Below are 17,025 nucleotides of genomic sequence, written 5' to 3'. Positions count from 1 at the left end.
TTGTTCTTCTTCAATATGGACGCGATGCTACCACGCCAGCCCCGGCGTGCAAAGTGGCCCGGACTGCCATGTGAGCACCCGTCCCATTGCGCAGTCTGGACGGAAAAGTGCAATTCCGATAATCATAAGACTATTCAGCCAGAATCAGACGCGCAAGGAGCTTCGCATGCCCCATCAGGATCAAAGCCACGGCACATGCAGCCGCTGTGAAACGCTTCCTTCCCCCCTGCCCGAGCGCGGCGTCTTGTATATTGTCCCGCCCATTTCGCACACCGGGCAGGTGATTGAGAGCTTTCTCACCTCGTTGGGCTTCCGGTATGAACAGCCCCTGCCCAACATCTACGTCATCTCCTTCCACAAGAACGACCTCAAGAACCTGTGCTCACAATATTTCTGCACCCTCAGCTTTGCGGAACAGGAGGACACCAAGTGCCTCATCCTTGAGGAGGAGGAAGAATTTACGGTCTATCACCTGACGGAGATGGAGCCGCTGTCGGTGCTGAACTCGCGCATTCAGGGGGAGTGGCTTATTGACTTGCTCCAGACGGATAAACTGGTCACCCACTTTCAGCCCATCGTTTCCTGCGCCGACCCTGCCGAGGTGTTTGGGTACGAATGCCTGCTGCGGGGCGAAGGCAAGGACGGCCTCATCATGCCCGGCGAAATGTTCTCCATCGCCAGTGCGGCGGACCTTATGTTCAACCTCGACCGCGCGGCGCGCCTTGCCTCGGTACGTGGGGCGGCCTTGGCGGGCATCACCGGCAATATCTTCATCAACTTCATCCCCACCGCCATCTACGCGCCGGAATTCTGCCTGCAAACCACCCTTGCCGCCATCAACAAACACAACCTGCGCCCGGAGCAAGTGACCTTTGAGGTGGTGGAGTCCGAACAGGTCAAGGACACCAAGCACCTTGTCAAAATTCTCTCCTTTTACAAGGAGCGCGGCTTTGGCGTGGCCCTTGACGACATCGGCGCGGGGTACAGCTCGCTGAATCTTCTGGCGCAACTGCAACCGGACTACATCAAGCTGGACCTTGAGCTTGTGCGCGACGTGCACGCCGACCCGTACAAGGCCGTTATCACCAAAAACCTTCTGGACCTTGCGGCCAAGCTCAACGTGCGCATCATTGCCGAGGGCGTGGAATCACGCGAGGAATGGCTGTGGCTGAAGGACAACGGCGCGGACCTTGTGCAGGGCTATCTTTTTGCCCGGCCAGATGCCACGCCGCCTCGCCCCATCATCCCCTAAGCGGTGCCCGCGCCAGCTGCCCACGGCGCAACACGCACCCCCTTGCGCGCCACAGGGCGCAGTGTGGTATACTCCCTTGACGACTCGTCTTCGTCCATAAGGAGCCACGACTATGTCTCAGCCGCAAACGCCCACCGCGCCCAGCCTCACCCTTGGCCTACTTCAGCAGGGCCTTGACAGCCTTGAGGACGCCTTTGTCCTTGTGGGGGCCGATGGGCAGGGCATCTGGTGCAATGCGGCCTTTGCCGCCCTCACGGAGCAGGCGCAGAGCGACATTGTCCGGCGCGACATTGCCAGACTGCTGCCCATGCGCAAGGACGCCGCCGTCCTCCCCCGCGCGGCGCACCCCCTCTCCGCCCTGCTTGAAGGCAAAACCGCCACGCGAGAGGTTGTGAACCTCACCACCCCCTCAGGCATTGTCACGGTGGAAGTCACGGGCTCGCGCCTTGTAACCGAACAGGGCCCCGTCGTCATGCTGGGCATCCGCGAGCTGCCGGACCAATTCGATTTTGAGCAGTTTCAGCTCTATCAGACCGCCCTTATCACCGCGCCATACTCCATCGTCATTACGGACGCGGATATGCGCATCATATGGGTGAACCCCATGTTTACGGAGACCACAGGCTATGGGCTGGACGAGGTCTTTGGCGTGGCGGGCAAGGTGCTGCGCTCCCCCGAGCATAACGAAGAATTTTACCAAGGCATCCTGAGCACCATCCGCTCCGGCGACACATGGACGGGGGAGATAACCTCGCGCCGCAAGGACGGCGGCATCTACCACGAGGAACAAACCATCGTCCCCATGACCAACGCACTGGGCGAGCCGTCGCACTACATCGTCATGCGCCGGAACATCACCCGGCAAAAGCTCATCGAAATGGGCCTGACAGAACGCGAAGAGCGCTACAGCGCGCTGTTTCGCCACAGCAATGACGGCATCATCATCCACACTCCCGAGGGCGAGATTCTGGACGTGAACGTCAAGGCGCAGGACATGTTCGGCTACAGCCGGCAGGAGATGATCCGCCAGCACGTCACTTTTCTGAGTACGAACGAGACGAAGCATGAAGGGAAAAACGCCGTCAAGGACGTGGCGCGCGAGGGAAGCACACACTTTGAGACCCAACTGCGCCGCAAGGACGGCACAACCTTCTGGGCGGAGATAACCGCCAACATCATTGAATATCCCAGCCGTCAGGTGGTGCAGGGCATCATACGCGACATCACGCACAGCCGCCTCATTGAAAACGACCTGCGCCACAAGCAGGCGCGGCTGGAGGAAGACCTGCGGGCCGCGGCGGAAATCCAAAAAAGCCTCATCCCGCCTGCGCCGCCGCAGACGCCGTTTTTTGACATCCACTGGAGCTTTATGCCCAGCGAGCACATCGGCGGTGATATTTTCGACATTGTGCAGTTGGACGACGAGCACTACGCCTTTTACGTGCTGGACGTCAGCGGGCACGGCGTCCCCGCCGCGCTGGTGGCGGTTTCCGTCTCGCAGGTGCTGGAACCGCAGTATCTTGCGCGGCGCAAGCCTCCGCCCCAACGCGGGTGGGAGATTCTGCCCCCGGCCATCGTCATGGACTTTCTGGACCGGCAATTTCCCATGGCGCGCTTTGGCAACCGGTTCTTCACCATCCTCTACATGGTGCTCAACATCCGCACCGGCACCCTGCGCTATTCCGTCGCCGGGCACCCGCCCCCTATTGTGCTGCGCGCCGACGGCAGCACCGCCCTTCTGGACAAGGGTGGGCCACTCATCGGCCTCAGCGGCGCGCTGCCCTTTACCGAGGGCGAAATCACCCTCGCCGCCGGAGACCGCATCGCCATGTACTCCGATGGTATCACCGAGCACCAAAACGCCGAACATGACTTCTACGAGATGGAACGCTTCACGCAGGCGCTCACCGCCCACCGCGACGCGCCCTTGCCGGAAATGGTGGAGCATGTGGTGCAGGACGTTATGGCCTTTGGCAACGGCGCCCCCCCGCGCGACGACCTCACCCTTGTTCTGCTGGGCTACAACGGATCGGCGGAGAGCACGCCCTAACGGCGCAAACCACACGGACGCGCACCAAGGCCATGGCAGAAAGGGAAACAGAGGAAAGCGTTGTACAGGAGGACGCCGGGCCAGACGCAGAACGCGCCGCCCAGGCTGCGCCTAGGGCAAATAGGTCCGCAGCCACCACTCAAAACTCAGAAGCGACCAAATAAACAGGCGCCGGTTCGTGCGCCCGTCCAGATGCTCCTCCACCAGCGCGCGCACCGCCGCCGGGTCCATATAGTCGTAGATGCGGGCGTCGCGGCCAAGGAGCGTGCGGCGCACGTACTCAAGGCTCTCGCCCTTAAACCACGCCTCGTCCGGGCCGGAGAAGCCGCGCTTCACCCCGCCTGCAATCTCCTGCGGCACCAGCTTGGCCATCATCTTGCGCAGCAGTAGCTTGCCGTCGCGGGTTTTGGCGTAAAAACGGCGGAGCTTGCCGGGTTCGTTCTCGTTAATGCGTACCACCTCGCCAAGGTTGCCCAGCTTCATGGACACAGGCAGACGCATGGCAAAGTCCACAAGGTCGTTATCCAAAAACGGCACCCGCATTTCCAGCCCGTGCGCCATGGTCAACTTGTCCTCCACCACCAACAGCCCATGCAAAAAGGTCCGCGCCTCGAAGTACAGCGAGCTGTTCACGTACTCCTCCGGCGACAACAGACGCGGCGGACGACGGCCAAAGACGTCGCGAAAGATATCGCGCGTCCACACGTGGGAGACATCCTTCCAGATGGGGGCGAACACGCTCTGGATGGCGCGGTTTGGAATGAGACGCTGCCAAAAGAGGTAATACTTGTCCACGTACGCCTCAAAATCATGGTTCACCACCGCGCGGTAATAGCGCCACGGATACCCGCCAAAGAGTTCATCCCCGCCCGTGCCGGAAAGGACGACCTTCACGAACTTTCCGGCCAGCTGCGCCACGTAGTAGTTCGGATAGCTCTGCCCCACGCGCGGCTCCTCAATGGCGGCGGCCAGCCGGGGCATAATGCGCTCCATATCGCCCGCCTTGAGGACCATCTCATAGTGCTCAGTCTGAAAGAGGTAGGACATCAGTTCCGAGAGTTCGCGCTCGTCGTAGCCAAATTCCAGCCCGGACGCCGAGTGCATGTCAAACCCGCAGGTGAAGGTGCGCATCTCCCGCAAACGCGGCGACGCCACGGCGGTGATGGCTCCGGAGTCCATCCCCCCGGACAGGTAGCCGCCCACGGGCACATCGCTCACCAGCTGACGCGTCACCGCCTGCGCAAACAGCCGCTCCAGCTCCTCCAGATACTCGCCCTCATCCGCCGGGGCGTCCGGCTCGCGGAAGTCGTAGTCCCAGTAGGTTACGGGCGACAGCGCCGCGCCGGGACGGCGCGCGTCCACCACCGCGTACGAACCGGGCGGAAAGAGCCGGACGCCGTCAAAGAACGTCCGGTCCGTGAACATATTTTGAAAGGTAAAATACTCCAGCAGGCACTCGGTATCGAGGCGCGGCGAAAAGGCCGGATGCCGGAGCATGGCCTTCTGCTCCGAGGCAAACAGAAACGCGCCCCCGGCCATGGTCCAGTACAGCGGCTTGATGCCGTACCTGTCGCGCGCCAGCAGCAGCCGCCGCGTCCGGCTGTCCCACAGGGCAAGGGCAAACATGCCGTTCAGACGGCTGAGGGCCTGCGGCCCTTCGCGCGAGAGCAAATGCAGCACAACTTCGGTATCCGACTGCGACACAAATGAGGCGCCCTGCCGCTCCAACCCGGCACGCAGGTCGCGGTAGTTGTACACCTCGCCGTTGTAGACAAGGGTGAAGCGCCCGTCCGGAGTGGTCATGGGTTGGCGTCCGGCAGGGGTCAGGTCAAGAATAGCCAGCCGCCTGTGCCCCAGGCCCACCCCGCCATCAATAAAGACGCCCCGCCCGTCCGGTCCCCGGTGGGCAAGGGCGTCCGTCATCCGCCGCAAAACATCCGGCACCACAGGCGCGCCGCGAAAGTCCAGCATGCCGCAGATGCCGCACATCAGCGCGCCCCCCGCCCATCGCGCGCCACACTGGCCGCGGATACGCTCATGCGGACGCCGCCCCGGCCGCGCAGGCATCCAGCGCGCGGCGCAACTCGCGCACCACGCGGTCCTGCTGGGCCTCGGTCATGCCCGGAAACAGCGGTAAGGCAAGGCATGTGGCAAAAGCGCGGGCGCTGCCGCGCATCTCGCCATGAAAGCGCACCCGCTCCGTCCCGCAAAACACCGGCTCCATATGCAGGGCGTAGGTGCCAATCTGCGCCTCCACCCCGCGTGCGCGCAGGCGGTCCATCACCGCGTCGCGCCGCTCCACACACACCGCGAAGGTCTGCCAGCCATGGCGGCCACCGGGCGTCACCGTCGGCAACGTCACCCCCTGCATGTCCGTAAACAAAGCGGTGTAGCGCTCGGCCAGCTTGCGGCGCTGGTCCAGCAGGGAGTCCAGCACATCCATCTGCGCCACGCCCATGGCCGACAACACATCGGACAGCTTTAAATTCGTCCCGTCACGGACAAAAGCCGGACGCGGACTGCCCGCCACGGCCTCCATGCCAAAATGCTTGGCGGAGCGCAGGGCCGCGGCAAGTGCGCCGTCCTGCGTGATAATCATGCCGCCCTCACCCGTGGTCAGGGTCTTGCGCGGGTGCATGCTAAACACGGCAACGTCGGCATCCAGCCCGGCGTGGCGGTCGTTCCACATGGCTCCAAGACTGCACGCCGCGTCCTCAATAACGGCCATGCCCCGCTCCCGCACGGCGGCCAGCCACGCCCCGTCCAGCGGATTGCCAAAAAGCGACACCGGAATCACGGCGCGGGTCCGCTCCCCGGCCGCGTCCCACAGGGCCTGCGGCTCCATGAGCATGGTCCGGGGCGACACATCCACCACCGTCACCGTCGCGCCAAGGGACAGCGCGGCCAGCGCCGTAGCCGGATAGGTGTAATCCGGCACAATGACATCATCGCCCGCGCCAATGCCCATGCACCGCAGCGCAAGCTCCAGCCCCGTGGTGCAGGAGGTAACGGCCACGGCCTCACGCGCGCCCGTAAACCGCGCCCACTTCTCCTCCAGCTCACGCGTCACAGCGCCTTCGGTCAAGAATCCGCTTTCAAGGACGGCCATCACGCGTTCGCGCGCGGCCTGCGTAATGGCCGGGCGCGTCAGGGGGATGCGCTCGGTGTCATTCCAGTCCTGCATCGCGCCGCCTCCTTTCCACGTCCTGCATATGCGCCGCCCGCCAACTGACCAACTGCCTCAGCCCGTCCGCCAGCTCCACGCCGGCGCGGAAGCCAAGCTCCTTGGCCGCACGCTCGGGGCAGCCCACCCGGTTCTTCACAAAGGTCTGCCCACCGGGCAAATACTCAATGGCCGCGTCCACACCCACCACATCCACAATGCGCTCCGCCAGTTCGCGGATGGATGTTTTGATGCCCGTGCCCACGTTATAGAAGCGGTCCGTGGCCTCGGCCTTCATGGCGGCCACATTGGCCCGCGCGCAATCCTCTACGTACACAAAGTCATAGGACTGCGCGCCGTCGCCATACACCTGCGGCGGCTCGCCCTTATCCAGACGGTCCAAAATCTTCATGATTACGGCGATGTACGCACCGTGGTAGTCCTGACGCGGACCATAGACATTCATGTAGCGCAGGCCCACATAGTCAAAATGCTGGGCCGTGCCATGGTAGCGGTGATGCAACGCGCGGCACATATGCTCGCCCGCAATCTTGGTCGCGCCGTAGAAATTCGTATTGTTGTAGGGATGGTCCTCGGTCATGGGTTCGGCCACAGCGTCGCCGTACACCGAGGCGGACGAGGAATAGACCAGCCGCTTCACGCCACGCTCCAGCATGGCCTCCAGCACGTTGAAGGTTCCGCCGATGTTCACCTCAAAGGCAGAGCGCGGATAATCCTGACAGTGCAGCAGCCACAGGGCCGCAAGATGAAACACGCCGTCTATGCCCTGCATGGCGGCGGACAGCACATCACGCTGGAGCAGTTCGCCCCCCACCTCAAAAACCTTCACCCGCGGGTCGCGCAGGGCGTCGCGCAGGTTCTCCTCACTGCCGCGCGAGAAGTTATCGAACACCCGGACCTCCACCACGTCCTCCCGCGTCAGCAGGTCCACAACGTGCGAGCCGATGAATCCCCCACCACCAATGACCAGAAGCCGTTTGCCGCGAATATCCATAACCAACCGTCCTCACAGTAGGATTGCAGGAGAGAGTGGGCAAACGATACCACAACCACACGGCAAGGGAAACTCATACGCGAAAAAAGTACATCCACTGCGGCACGTTACGCGGCGACGCGGAAACGCTCCACAACGCATCCGCCGCGCCACCGCGCCCACGTTGCGAACGGGCCATAACACACCGGGCGCCGCCAGCGCGCCGCTCGCGACAGCGGCATCACACTGCAACCATCCCTTTGAAAAGCATAAAACAAGGCCCGGAGGATTGCTCCTCCGGGCCTGTCATGCGGGTGGGGCTTGCATCCACCCACTTCTTCGCAAACCGCGTCCGCTCCACAACCCCAACAGTTGGGCGGACGCGGCGCGGAGGCGCTCCCTCCTACAATTGGAAACGGCAGTCCGGCGTATATTTCGCCAGCCCCGCCAGGGAGGTCTCCTTGTAGCCGCATTTCAAATCGCGGCCCGTCTCTCCCATGGTCACCACGACCTGGTCGAAACTTATGCAGTGTTCGCCGTCCGTAAACAGCGTATATTCAGCGGCATTGATGGCGCGCACCGCCGAAACGGCGTTGCGCTCAATGCAGGGCACCTGCACGTATCCCCCAATGGGGTCGCAGGTCATGCCCAAATGATGCTCAAGGGCCATCTCTGCCGCATAGTCGATCTGGCTCAGCGTTCCGCCGAAGAGATAAGCGGTCATGGCGGCGGCCATGGCACACGCGGTACCAACCTCGCCCTGACAACCGACTTCAGCGCCGGAGATGGAGGCGTTCTCCTTCACCAGGTTGCCGACAAGCCCACCAATGGCAAGCGCCCGGAGGATCTCGTCTTCGCTGATGTCGTACTCCTCCTTGAGAGAACGCAACACGGCCGGAACCAGCCCGGCAGAGCCGCAGGTGGGCGCCGTGACCACGCGTCCGCCGGAGCCGTTCTCTTCCGAGACGGCAAGGGCGTAGGCAAAGGTCATGCCCGTGGACCGCAACCGCTTGGACTGCAACCGCGCTTTCTTGAAGAACGACTTGGCCTTGCGCGGGTACTTGAGCGAACCCGGCAAAACGCCCGTCTTGCCAAGGCCGGACTCTATGCTCTCGCACATGCCCTGCCAGATGTCCTTCAGGAACGGCCACAGGTCCTCGTCCTCATGCCGCTCCACGTATTCCCACAGCTCGATGTTCTCTTCGCGGCAGTAGCGCATGATGTCCATCAGCTTGGTATGCGGGTACACATTGCGCGCTCCCCGGTCATTCTGACCGGCTTCGGCGATGGTGCCGCCACCCACGCTGTAGACCTCCCACAGGTCGATAAGTTCGCCCTGCTCGCTCAGCGCCTCGAAGTACATGCCGTTGGTGTGGAACGGCTTCACCACGTCCGCCTTCCAGACGATGTCCGTCGGAAGCGGCTTCAGGGTCTCCTCGATAATCCAATCCGTCAGGTGACCCTTGCCCGTGGCGGCAAGGCTGCCGTACAGCGTGACCCGGTAGCGCGCCGCGCTTGGCGTGCGCTCCCGGAACAGGCGGGCGGCCTTTTGCGGTCCCATGGTATGGCTGCTGGATGGACCGTTGCCCAGCTTGTAGAGTTCCTTCAAGGAATCCATACGTCGTCTCTCCGCGGCGGTTACAGGACTTCCTCAAGCAGCTCAATGAACACACTGGCGGCAATGAGCATGCCGTGGTCATTGAAGTCATACTTGCTGTTATGGAGCACAGGGGAATCCACGCCGTTGCCCACCCACAGGAAGGACCCTTTGGTCTTCTGCAGGTAGAAGGCGAAGTCCTCAGAGCCCATGGCGGGCAAAACGTCCGTGCAGACGTTGTCCTTGCCCACCACACGCTCGGCAGCGGCCACGGCCAGCTCCGGCGTGGAGTTGGTCAGCACCGGGTGCTTGCGCGTGTAGGTCAGCTCGGTGGTAACGCCGTACATCTTGGCAACGCCTTCCACCACTTCGCCAATGGACTGTTCCACAAGGTCCTGCACCGCGTCGTCGCAGGTGCGGACATTGCCGCAGATAAGCACATCATCGGGGATGATGTTGAACGCGCTGCCGCCGTGCACCTGCGTGATGCTGATGACGGCCTTCTCGTGCGCATCGACCTTGCGGGCGATGATGGACTGCGCGCCCTTGATGATGTCCGCCACAGCGGCGAAGGGCTCAATGCATCCATGCGGCACGGAAGCGTGGCCGCTGCGGCCGGTCACGCGGACGGTGAAGCGGTCTTCGGAAGCCATGGCCGCACCCATATGGATGACAACCTTATCTTCTCCATGTGCGGGCCAGTTGTGGTAGCCGAACATGTAGTCAATGCTGTACTTCTCGAACAAACCGTCTTCGATGACCTTTTTGGCCCCGCCAAAGCCTTCCTCACCGGACTGGAACAGCAGCAAAACCGTGCCGTCAAAATCGCGGTGATTTGCCAGATAGCCGGCAAAGGCCAAAAGGGTCGTCGTGTGGCCATCGTGACCACAGGCGTGCATCTTGCCGTCCGTCTTGGAGGCGTACGGCAGACCCGTCTCTTCCTGCATTTCCAGCGCGTCCATATCGCAGCGAAAGGCCACGGTCTTGCCAGCGGCGCGACCTTCAACCTTTGCCAGAACGGAGTTCTCGCCGATGTCCTCGTAATCCACGCCGCATTCGTCAAGGCGGGCCTTGATGTAGTCGCAGGTTTCCTTGGTATCGGTGCCAATTTCCGGACACGTGTGCAGATACTGACGAATGGCTTTCAATTCGTCGAAACGGGCCTCAATCTCAGGATGCAGGGGCATTTAGATTTCTCCCAAAGCGTTAAGCACGACGTGGGCAATGCCGGCGGAGGCGATGTAGGTGCCAGCCATGACAAAGATGCTGACCACCACGATGCGCCAACCGGTCTTCTTGAGCGCGTCAAGGTCCTTACCAATGCCAACACCAGCGTACGCGAGGATAGGCGTGGTCAGGGCGAGGAAGTTCACCTTGCTCACCCAGGCGGTAAAGGTTTCAGCGCCGGGGAAGCCGGGCAGAGTCACAATCATGCCAAAGGTGATGACATACAAAACCGTGGGCAGCTTTTTCCACACAAAGTGGTTGGCCAGAATACCAGCCAAGCAAATCCCAAAGAGAACGGCCATGCCGGGCATAGCCTCAACGATTCCAAAGTCGTAGCCAATGCTGTTGCCGACAAGAGTGATGGCAGCGACAAGCAGCAGAACGATAGCGGATTCAACAATGCTATTCATGATGACTAGGCCTCCTGGGTCTTCCCAAACTTCAGGCGGTACAACAGGCTGTAGAGCTTGTTGGACATGGGCAGGGCAATGAGCATGGACATGTACACGCCGTCCAGCCCGGACAGGGTGTTACTGGCAACGCCAAAGGCCTGAATATTTTCGGCCATGTCAGGATAGATGGCGCTCAGGCTGCCGACGGTTGCCGTCATCATGCTCGCGCTGCCAACGCCGGAGGCCATGGCCAGAGCATACGGATGGAAGATGCCCAGAATGGACAGGAAGGATGCGGTCAGGCCAAAGAAAATGGTGCCAAAGACCGTACCACAGATGTACACGCCCATAACGCCGCGCCCTTCCGCGGAGTCCAGACCGTACACCTCGCCGATAAGAGCCACGTTGGGCTCACGGGCGATGGAGTGCGCCGCACCGATGGACTCGCGCTTCAGGCCGATGAACATGGCCAGCGGAATACCAATCAGCAGCGTGCCGATGTTGCCGAACTCCTGCAGGATAAGCGCGGGGCCGGCCTTCAGAATCTCAAAGAACTTGGGGCCCACCAGCGTGCCGTAACGCGCCATGAGCAGCATCAGGGTCAGGCTGACAAGGGAGCTGGCGTTCAGCATGTCCTTGTCGTTGACCACCTTCAAAAACTTCGGGCCAAGAAATGTGCCGATGAACACGGCGTACAACATCGGCAGCAGCACCAGCTTGCCGGGGCCAACGTTAAAGCCCAAAATGCCGATGAACTCCGAACCCACAACGAGCGCCAACACCAAAAGGTGCACTTTGACGTTCTTGATTGCTTCCATCATAAGTCATCCCTACAACGTTAAAAATCTTAGTACCTCGCACCACCACGGCAGCCACCTGCGCGTTGGAGCCTCAAACCAAAGCCCCATGTGATGCATCCCCAACATCAAACCCTCTGATTGTGTTGCTGCCTCGTGTTGTGTGCCACCCCTTTCCCTGGTCTACGCGGGCCCATCCCTCCGCCCCCTTTCGGCCATGTCACAAACATGTCCGAAAATGGCCGTAAAAGACCCTGTTACAAAAGAATCCGAACCACGTTTTTCGGACGCCCCACATGGTGGGCCGTTTCCTTGCCTACAAGCTCGGCGTAGCCGCTATCAAGGAATTTTTTCAAGAGACGACGGGCGCTGCGCTCGCCTATACCAAGGCGTGCGGCCAGGTCGCCCGAGTCAAAGGTGTCTTTACCGGTCTTGTCCATCAGCGCGCGGATTTTCTCCACATGGCTGGCGCTGATGCCAATCTCGCGGGAGGCCCTGAGCGAGGCCTCGTCCGAAACCCGCGTCCGAAAGGCAATCTCGCCCTCTTCGCCCACGGGGCCGCGCATATGATCGCCATTCACAATGAACAGCCCGCCCTGCGGCAGGCGAATGGCATTACTCAGCGCCTTACGGGCCGACTTTTCGGCCTCGAAGGCCGTTCCGCCAATGCCGATGCCCGAGGCAAAAAGAATATTGTTCCGGCGGCCCCACTCCAACAGGCGGCGGAACATGTCCATATGGACCTCGCTCTCAATGACGCCGCGCGTGGAGAAAATGACGTACTCTTCCTTGCCGAAGTTGAAGATACTGCCCTGAATCGCCCGGACATACTCCAGAAGCTCCAGATAGAAGCGCCCTTTGTTCTTCATGTCGTCGTACTGATTGATGGAGTCCTGACTGATGCCGTTGAGCTTCACGTTCTGGATGGCAATGCCAGCCGAACGCAGGCCGCGGGCGTCAATCATGCCAATGAGGCGTTCCACCGTCTCGCGCACCTGCAGCGCGCTGGGGTACATACGAAAGGCGGGAAGTTCCATGCCCGACAGCCGGTGGTACACGGAGCCAAAACCCGTGACCATCACATCCACCTTGCCCGAATGGTACAGGTCAAGATGCCGCTCAAGGTAGTCGTCCTCGCGGCGGTGGATGGCAAAAGGCATGGAGTGGATTTTATCGAAGGAAATGCCGAACTCGCGGATGACCTCGTGCAGGACATTATCCAGCACAACGTCAATGCTGATGCGGCCATGGGGCAGACCGCTGCGGGAAATTTCGGAAAGCACGCGCATCAGGCTGTACGCCCCGCGCGGGATGTGCGCATACGGCTTGGTGACAATGCCGCGCGCCTTGGCGGCCTCCTGCACACCAATACCGGAGAACAGAATGCCGTCGGCCTCGCGCTGGCAGGATTCGAGCACTTCCCACGAATCCTCGGTCTTCTCCCGAACGTACATGATGAACGTCACGTCGGGGAAGTAGCGCTCCACAGCTTCCTGCATCACTGCTATGGAATCAGAAGGGCCAACACACGCAATCCGCATCAATTCTCCTTGTCACCTTGGCGCTAAGGCCGGGTCATGGTACGCTTCCGTCAATTTCGGACATGTCAAAAATACGCCCGAAACATGTGAAACATGCAATGTCGTCATCGTTCTGTCAAGGAGTATGTGATTGTTTGGTCAAGCAACCAATGCTTTTCTCAAAAGCCCCGTGTGGCGGCGACTCCCAACTGTCTGCAATCGCGGGATGTTGCGGGTCAATGCCACGAATCGTAAGAATGAGAAAAATCCACGGGAGGGTGAAAAACGAGATGTCGGCGGAGAGTTACGGAGAGTTCAGGTCTATGCGAAGCGCCGTCAGCGAAAAGATGAGGCCTTGCCCTCGCCCGAAGACGCCTTGACCGAAAAGGGCCTCGCCGCTCCGCCCGCGCCACTCCCCCACGGGCGCGCAGTGGGCGCAGGCTGGGCGGTCATGCGGTGTCGGGCGTAGGGCCTTCCCCACCGGAGCGAACAGCGAAGCCGGGGCTGGGAACGCCCTCCTGCCGGTTACTGTTTCACAATGGTGCCGTGGCCTTCCACGCAGCCGCAGCCCTCCGGCCCTGCGCAAGGGAAGTATCCCTTTGTGCACGAAACGCGGCATCCATAGCCATAAGCAAAATAGCTGCACGCAGTGGCCCCCGGACCACCTGCGCTGGTGGTGGCTGGGCACTGTGTTTTCACATCCTTTCCGGCCAGCACGCGATTGGGTGTTTCGGCAGGGAACACGCTTCGGGTAAAACCAAATCCCTTGTACACAACCTTGCGGTACCCCTGAAACACCTCAAGGTCCGGAAACTCACTTCCCTCGTCAAGGAAGAGGCACACCACAACCTTGTCTACGTCGGAATACAAAACAGCGCCCCGATCCGACATATGGAGTTTCGCGTCACGTAGTGTGAATTCCGGCCACGGTGTCGGGGCAGACGTGCGTTGCAGAATCAGCATGATGTCCACGGATTCTGCCATCTCCAGTCCACTTTCAGTTGCGTCCAGAAAGGCATAGATTTTGTTGTCCGCGGCCTCAATATCCACGCGCCCACGAAACGACTCAAAAACTCTCAGCCCCTTACTCCTCTGCTCCGTGTCTACCGCTGCAGACACGCCAGACGGCAACAACGCAGCCGCTACAAACGCCGCCACACCCTTCATCATTTCACGACGATTCATCTCCGCCATAATACCCTCTCACGGTTGGTCATATGTTCATGCAGGCACCGCCACTCCCCGCAGACTGAGTTCAACACCTTAAACAATGAAATCTATATTCAATTTCAACTTGAGGCGTCAACATTTGTCCGTGTTTTCAGGACGTTTTATGCTCACCGCATCCCCCTTCCCGGCATTCCCCAGCGACTATATAAAGCGGCTGTCAGCCCCTCCCCAGCCTGATTACCAACACCGCCACCAGACGCCGGGCACAAAAAAACCGGCCATCTCAGAAGATGGCCGGCAAGAGGGAGCTTCTGCTACACAGCGCAGGAAACCATTGAATTCGTATCTTGGCTGGGACTGGAGAGCTGTTTCACCCAGTACGTAGTTCGCGAGGCCTTTGTGCACACCTCGAAGCGCAATTATGCCTAGGTGCATGATCGGCCCGCCACGAACCACTGTTCGTCCAACTGCCCGAGGGTTCAACGGTACACGTGAGACACACCACAAAGGACTACGGATGAAATCCCCCCGCGAGCTCATCCGCTCAATGGCAGCAGCCGAGTTTCCGCTTTAGCAAGATGACACCACATATGGAATTGGTGTGAGCGTCTTTTTTTGCATTAAAGGGTGATAAGGCCTCCCTTTTGGATTTATTTTTAGACACATAGGGCTGGGAATAAATTTGATAACTTCGAGATCTCTTTTAAGTGGTACATTATAGCAAGACCATGCACAGATTGTGATGCTCGCTTCATTAATCATGCGGCGAAGATGATAGTCATTCTCCGGACCAACTGGGTCAGGTGTGTGCCTAAGTGCCGTTCTATCTGTGGATCGAAATGCGAAGAGATTGCCCATGAGTAGTCCTCCGTAGCCCCAATCCTTTGCATAATTGATACAGCGTTTAGAAGTTCTGTCGTCAGTGGCGTGGTCTGCGGTTGAAGGATTGTGACAAATGAATAGGGCCAAGGGCTTTGAGGAGTTCCAAATTCGACGTAGTTCGTAACGGTATTGGCCGCAGTCTGAAATGATGGCTGAAGTTTTCATGTTTAGAGCTCCATTTGAGGTTGAATTTCGCGTGTAATTTTACCATACAAGATGTGATCCTGCTACAACGTTGTAGACACGGAGTTAAGCCACTATCCTGACGACCAAACAGGAGACGTGGATGAGCAAAACTCGCAGGACATACGATGCAGAATTCAAACGAAACGCTGTGCTCATGGTTGAGGAATCAGCTCGCACAGCGACTGAGGTTGCTAAGAGCCTTGGAATTGGCGTCGACCTCATTTACCGCTGGCGACGTGAAACACAACTGCATGGGCACATCGCTTTTCCAGGCCAAGGCAACGAAATCGCTTACAGCGGAACAACAGCGCATCAAGGAGCTTGAAAAGCAGCTCAAGGATGCCGAACTTGATCGGGATATATTAAAAAAAGCATTGGCCATCTTCAGCAAGGCACCTAAATGAAATTCTGTTTCATCAGGGACCACCGCTCGCAATATTCGGTGAAGAGGATGTGTCATGCGCTCAAGGTTTCCAAGAGCGGATATTATGCATAGGTAGGCCGCAGGCCGTCACGGCTGACCGCCGAGACGACACGGCTCCGTCATCGCATTTCTCAACTCTACGAAGAGCATTCTGGATGTGTAGGCAGCCCCATGATCACTGCCGATCTCCGTGCCGAAACCGACTTCCGGCATGGAAGTCGCCAACGGGTTGCTCGTCTCATGCGGTAGCTTGGATTGCGCTGCCAGACCTCTCGCCGGTTCGTCGTGACAACGGACTCGAAGCATGCCGAACCGATTGCTCCCAATCTGCTCAATAGAGAATTCACGGTATCGCCCCCCAACATCGCTTGGCTCACAGATATCACCTATCTCAAGGTCGGCCGCAGATGGGATTATCTCACGGTTTTCATCGACCTGTTCTCGCGCATTATCGTTGGGTGGGGACTTAAGCGATTCGCTCGAAAGACATTCGGCCATCAGGGCTTTTCACAAGGCTCTTGCGCGAAGGAAACCGTCGCCCGGCCTTCTGGTCCACAGCGACAGGGGAATTCAGTTCGCCAGCTACGATTTCCGAGCTGAACTGAAACGGCATGGCTGTAACCAGAGTATGAGCCGTAAAGGGAATTGCTGGGACAACGCCGTGGCAGAATCCTTCTTCCACACCCTCAAGACCCAATTCATCCGGCATCAACGGTTTTCAGACCGTTTTGAGGCGGAGCTGGCGTTGTTTCAATACATCGAGGCCTACTACAACCGAAGGCGGAGACATTCCTCAAATGGTTGGATGTCGCCCGCAGAATTCGAAAAGCATCTCGACATGAAGGAAGTGGCTTAACTGATGGTCCACTTTTGTGTGGCAGGATCAGCGGGCTGACCGGGAGCTTTACGCGGGTGTTGGTGGCGGGCGTGTGGTGGTGGGCCTGAATAGGTGTAGGGACAATGGAATTTACACAATACAAAAAGGGGAACCGTAGGACAGGGATTCTCACCGTCCTTCTAGGACTTGAAGCCCCCATAAAAAGCATCTCCTCGGACGAGAGCCTAGCAGGGGTGATGGCTGCGCCTCCTACACGCACCCGGTCTGTGCGCACTTGGGATTTTTAAGGGCGGAGTCCTTAAACCGCCGGAGGCAGGAGGTGCTGGGCGACGACTCCTAATGATGCTCGCCGCCCATTTAGGGCACAAAGCCCCCATAAAGAACATCTCCTCGAACGGGAGCCTGACAGGGGTGACGGCTGCGCCTTCTACACGCACCCGGTCTGTGCGCGCTCGGGATTTTTAAGGGCGGAGTCCTTAAACCGCCGGAGGCAGGAGGTGTTGGGCGTGGACTACCGGTGATATTGGGCGGAT

The 17,025-nt window shown here is 59.6% G+C and carries 12 protein-coding genes and 1 pseudogene; 3 read left to right on the top strand and 10 right to left on the bottom strand.

Features of this window, described 5'->3' with window-relative positions; translation table 11 throughout:
* Positions 1–166 precede the first annotated feature (166 nt).
* Both ACI3L3_RS11315 and ACI3L3_RS11310 read left to right on the top strand, forming a co-directional pair.
* Positions 167–1,252, top strand: a complete 1,086-nt coding sequence (locus ACI3L3_RS11315) for an EAL domain-containing protein (protein ID WP_404845241.1) — start codon at positions 167–169, stop codon at positions 1,250–1,252.
* A gap of 112 nt (positions 1,253–1,364) precedes the next feature.
* A complete protein-coding gene (locus ACI3L3_RS11310; RefSeq protein WP_404845240.1) occupies positions 1,365–3,302 on the top strand; it encodes a SpoIIE family protein phosphatase in 1,938 nt (645 codons plus the stop codon).
* 111 nt (positions 3,303–3,413) lie between these two features.
* Here the strand turns inward: ACI3L3_RS11310 and asnB are convergent, their stop codons facing one another.
* The 10 genes from asnB to ACI3L3_RS11260 form a co-directional block, all read right to left on the bottom strand.
* Positions 3,414–5,291: an asparagine synthase (glutamine-hydrolyzing) gene (gene asnB / locus ACI3L3_RS11305; protein ID WP_404845239.1), complete on the bottom strand. Its 1,878-nt coding sequence runs from the start codon at positions 5,289–5,291 to the stop codon at positions 3,414–3,416.
* Positions 5,292–5,337: 46 nt separating this feature from the next.
* Complete coding sequence (locus ACI3L3_RS11300; RefSeq protein WP_404845238.1) at positions 5,338–6,486, bottom strand: DegT/DnrJ/EryC1/StrS family aminotransferase; 1,149 nt, start codon at positions 6,484–6,486, stop codon at positions 5,338–5,340.
* Complete coding sequence (locus ACI3L3_RS11295) at positions 6,470–7,480, bottom strand: NAD-dependent epimerase/dehydratase family protein (protein WP_404845237.1); 1,011 nt, start codon at positions 7,478–7,480, stop codon at positions 6,470–6,472. The genes ACI3L3_RS11300 and ACI3L3_RS11295 overlap by 17 nt, the downstream gene beginning before the upstream one ends.
* Positions 7,481–7,862: 382 nt before the next feature.
* Positions 7,863–9,077: an L-serine ammonia-lyase, iron-sulfur-dependent, subunit alpha gene (locus tag ACI3L3_RS11290; protein WP_404845236.1), complete on the bottom strand. Its 1,215-nt coding sequence runs from the start codon at positions 9,075–9,077 to the stop codon at positions 7,863–7,865.
* A 20-nt stretch (positions 9,078–9,097) separates the two neighbouring features.
* Positions 9,098–10,243: an amidohydrolase gene (locus ACI3L3_RS11285; RefSeq protein ID WP_404845235.1), complete on the bottom strand. Its 1,146-nt coding sequence runs from the start codon at positions 10,241–10,243 to the stop codon at positions 9,098–9,100.
* Positions 10,244–10,693, bottom strand: coding sequence for a hypothetical protein (locus tag ACI3L3_RS11280; RefSeq protein ID WP_404845234.1), 450 nt, complete (start codon positions 10,691–10,693; stop codon positions 10,244–10,246).
* Between the two features lie 5 nt (positions 10,694–10,698).
* A complete protein-coding gene (locus tag ACI3L3_RS11275) occupies positions 10,699–11,496 on the bottom strand; it encodes a DUF3100 domain-containing protein (protein ID WP_404845233.1) in 798 nt (265 codons plus the stop codon).
* 233 nt (positions 11,497–11,729) lie between these two features.
* Positions 11,730–13,013, bottom strand: coding sequence for a hypothetical protein (locus ACI3L3_RS11270; RefSeq protein WP_404845232.1), 1,284 nt, complete (start codon positions 13,011–13,013; stop codon positions 11,730–11,732).
* Between the two features lie 504 nt (positions 13,014–13,517).
* Complete coding sequence (locus tag ACI3L3_RS11265) at positions 13,518–14,186, bottom strand: hypothetical protein (protein WP_404845231.1); 669 nt, start codon at positions 14,184–14,186, stop codon at positions 13,518–13,520.
* A 546-nt stretch (positions 14,187–14,732) separates the two neighbouring features.
* On the bottom strand, positions 14,733–15,209 hold the full coding sequence (locus tag ACI3L3_RS11260) for a DUF1643 domain-containing protein (protein ID WP_404845230.1): 477 nt from the start codon (positions 15,207–15,209) through the stop codon (positions 14,733–14,735).
* A gap of 121 nt (positions 15,210–15,330) precedes the next feature.
* On the opposite strand from ACI3L3_RS11260, the pseudogene ACI3L3_RS11255 reads away from it, so the two are divergent.
* Positions 15,331–16,510, top strand: a pseudogene (locus ACI3L3_RS11255) (IS3 family transposase).
* Positions 16,511–17,025: the final 515 nt, after the last annotated feature.

It is taken from the genome of Desulfobaculum sp. SPO524 (assembly GCF_044987625.1).
GTDB lineage: Bacteria > Desulfobacterota > Desulfovibrionia > Desulfovibrionales > Desulfovibrionaceae > Desulfobaculum.
Note: the sequence above shows the minus strand (reverse complement) of the source record. Positions and strands in the feature narration are given on the sequence as shown.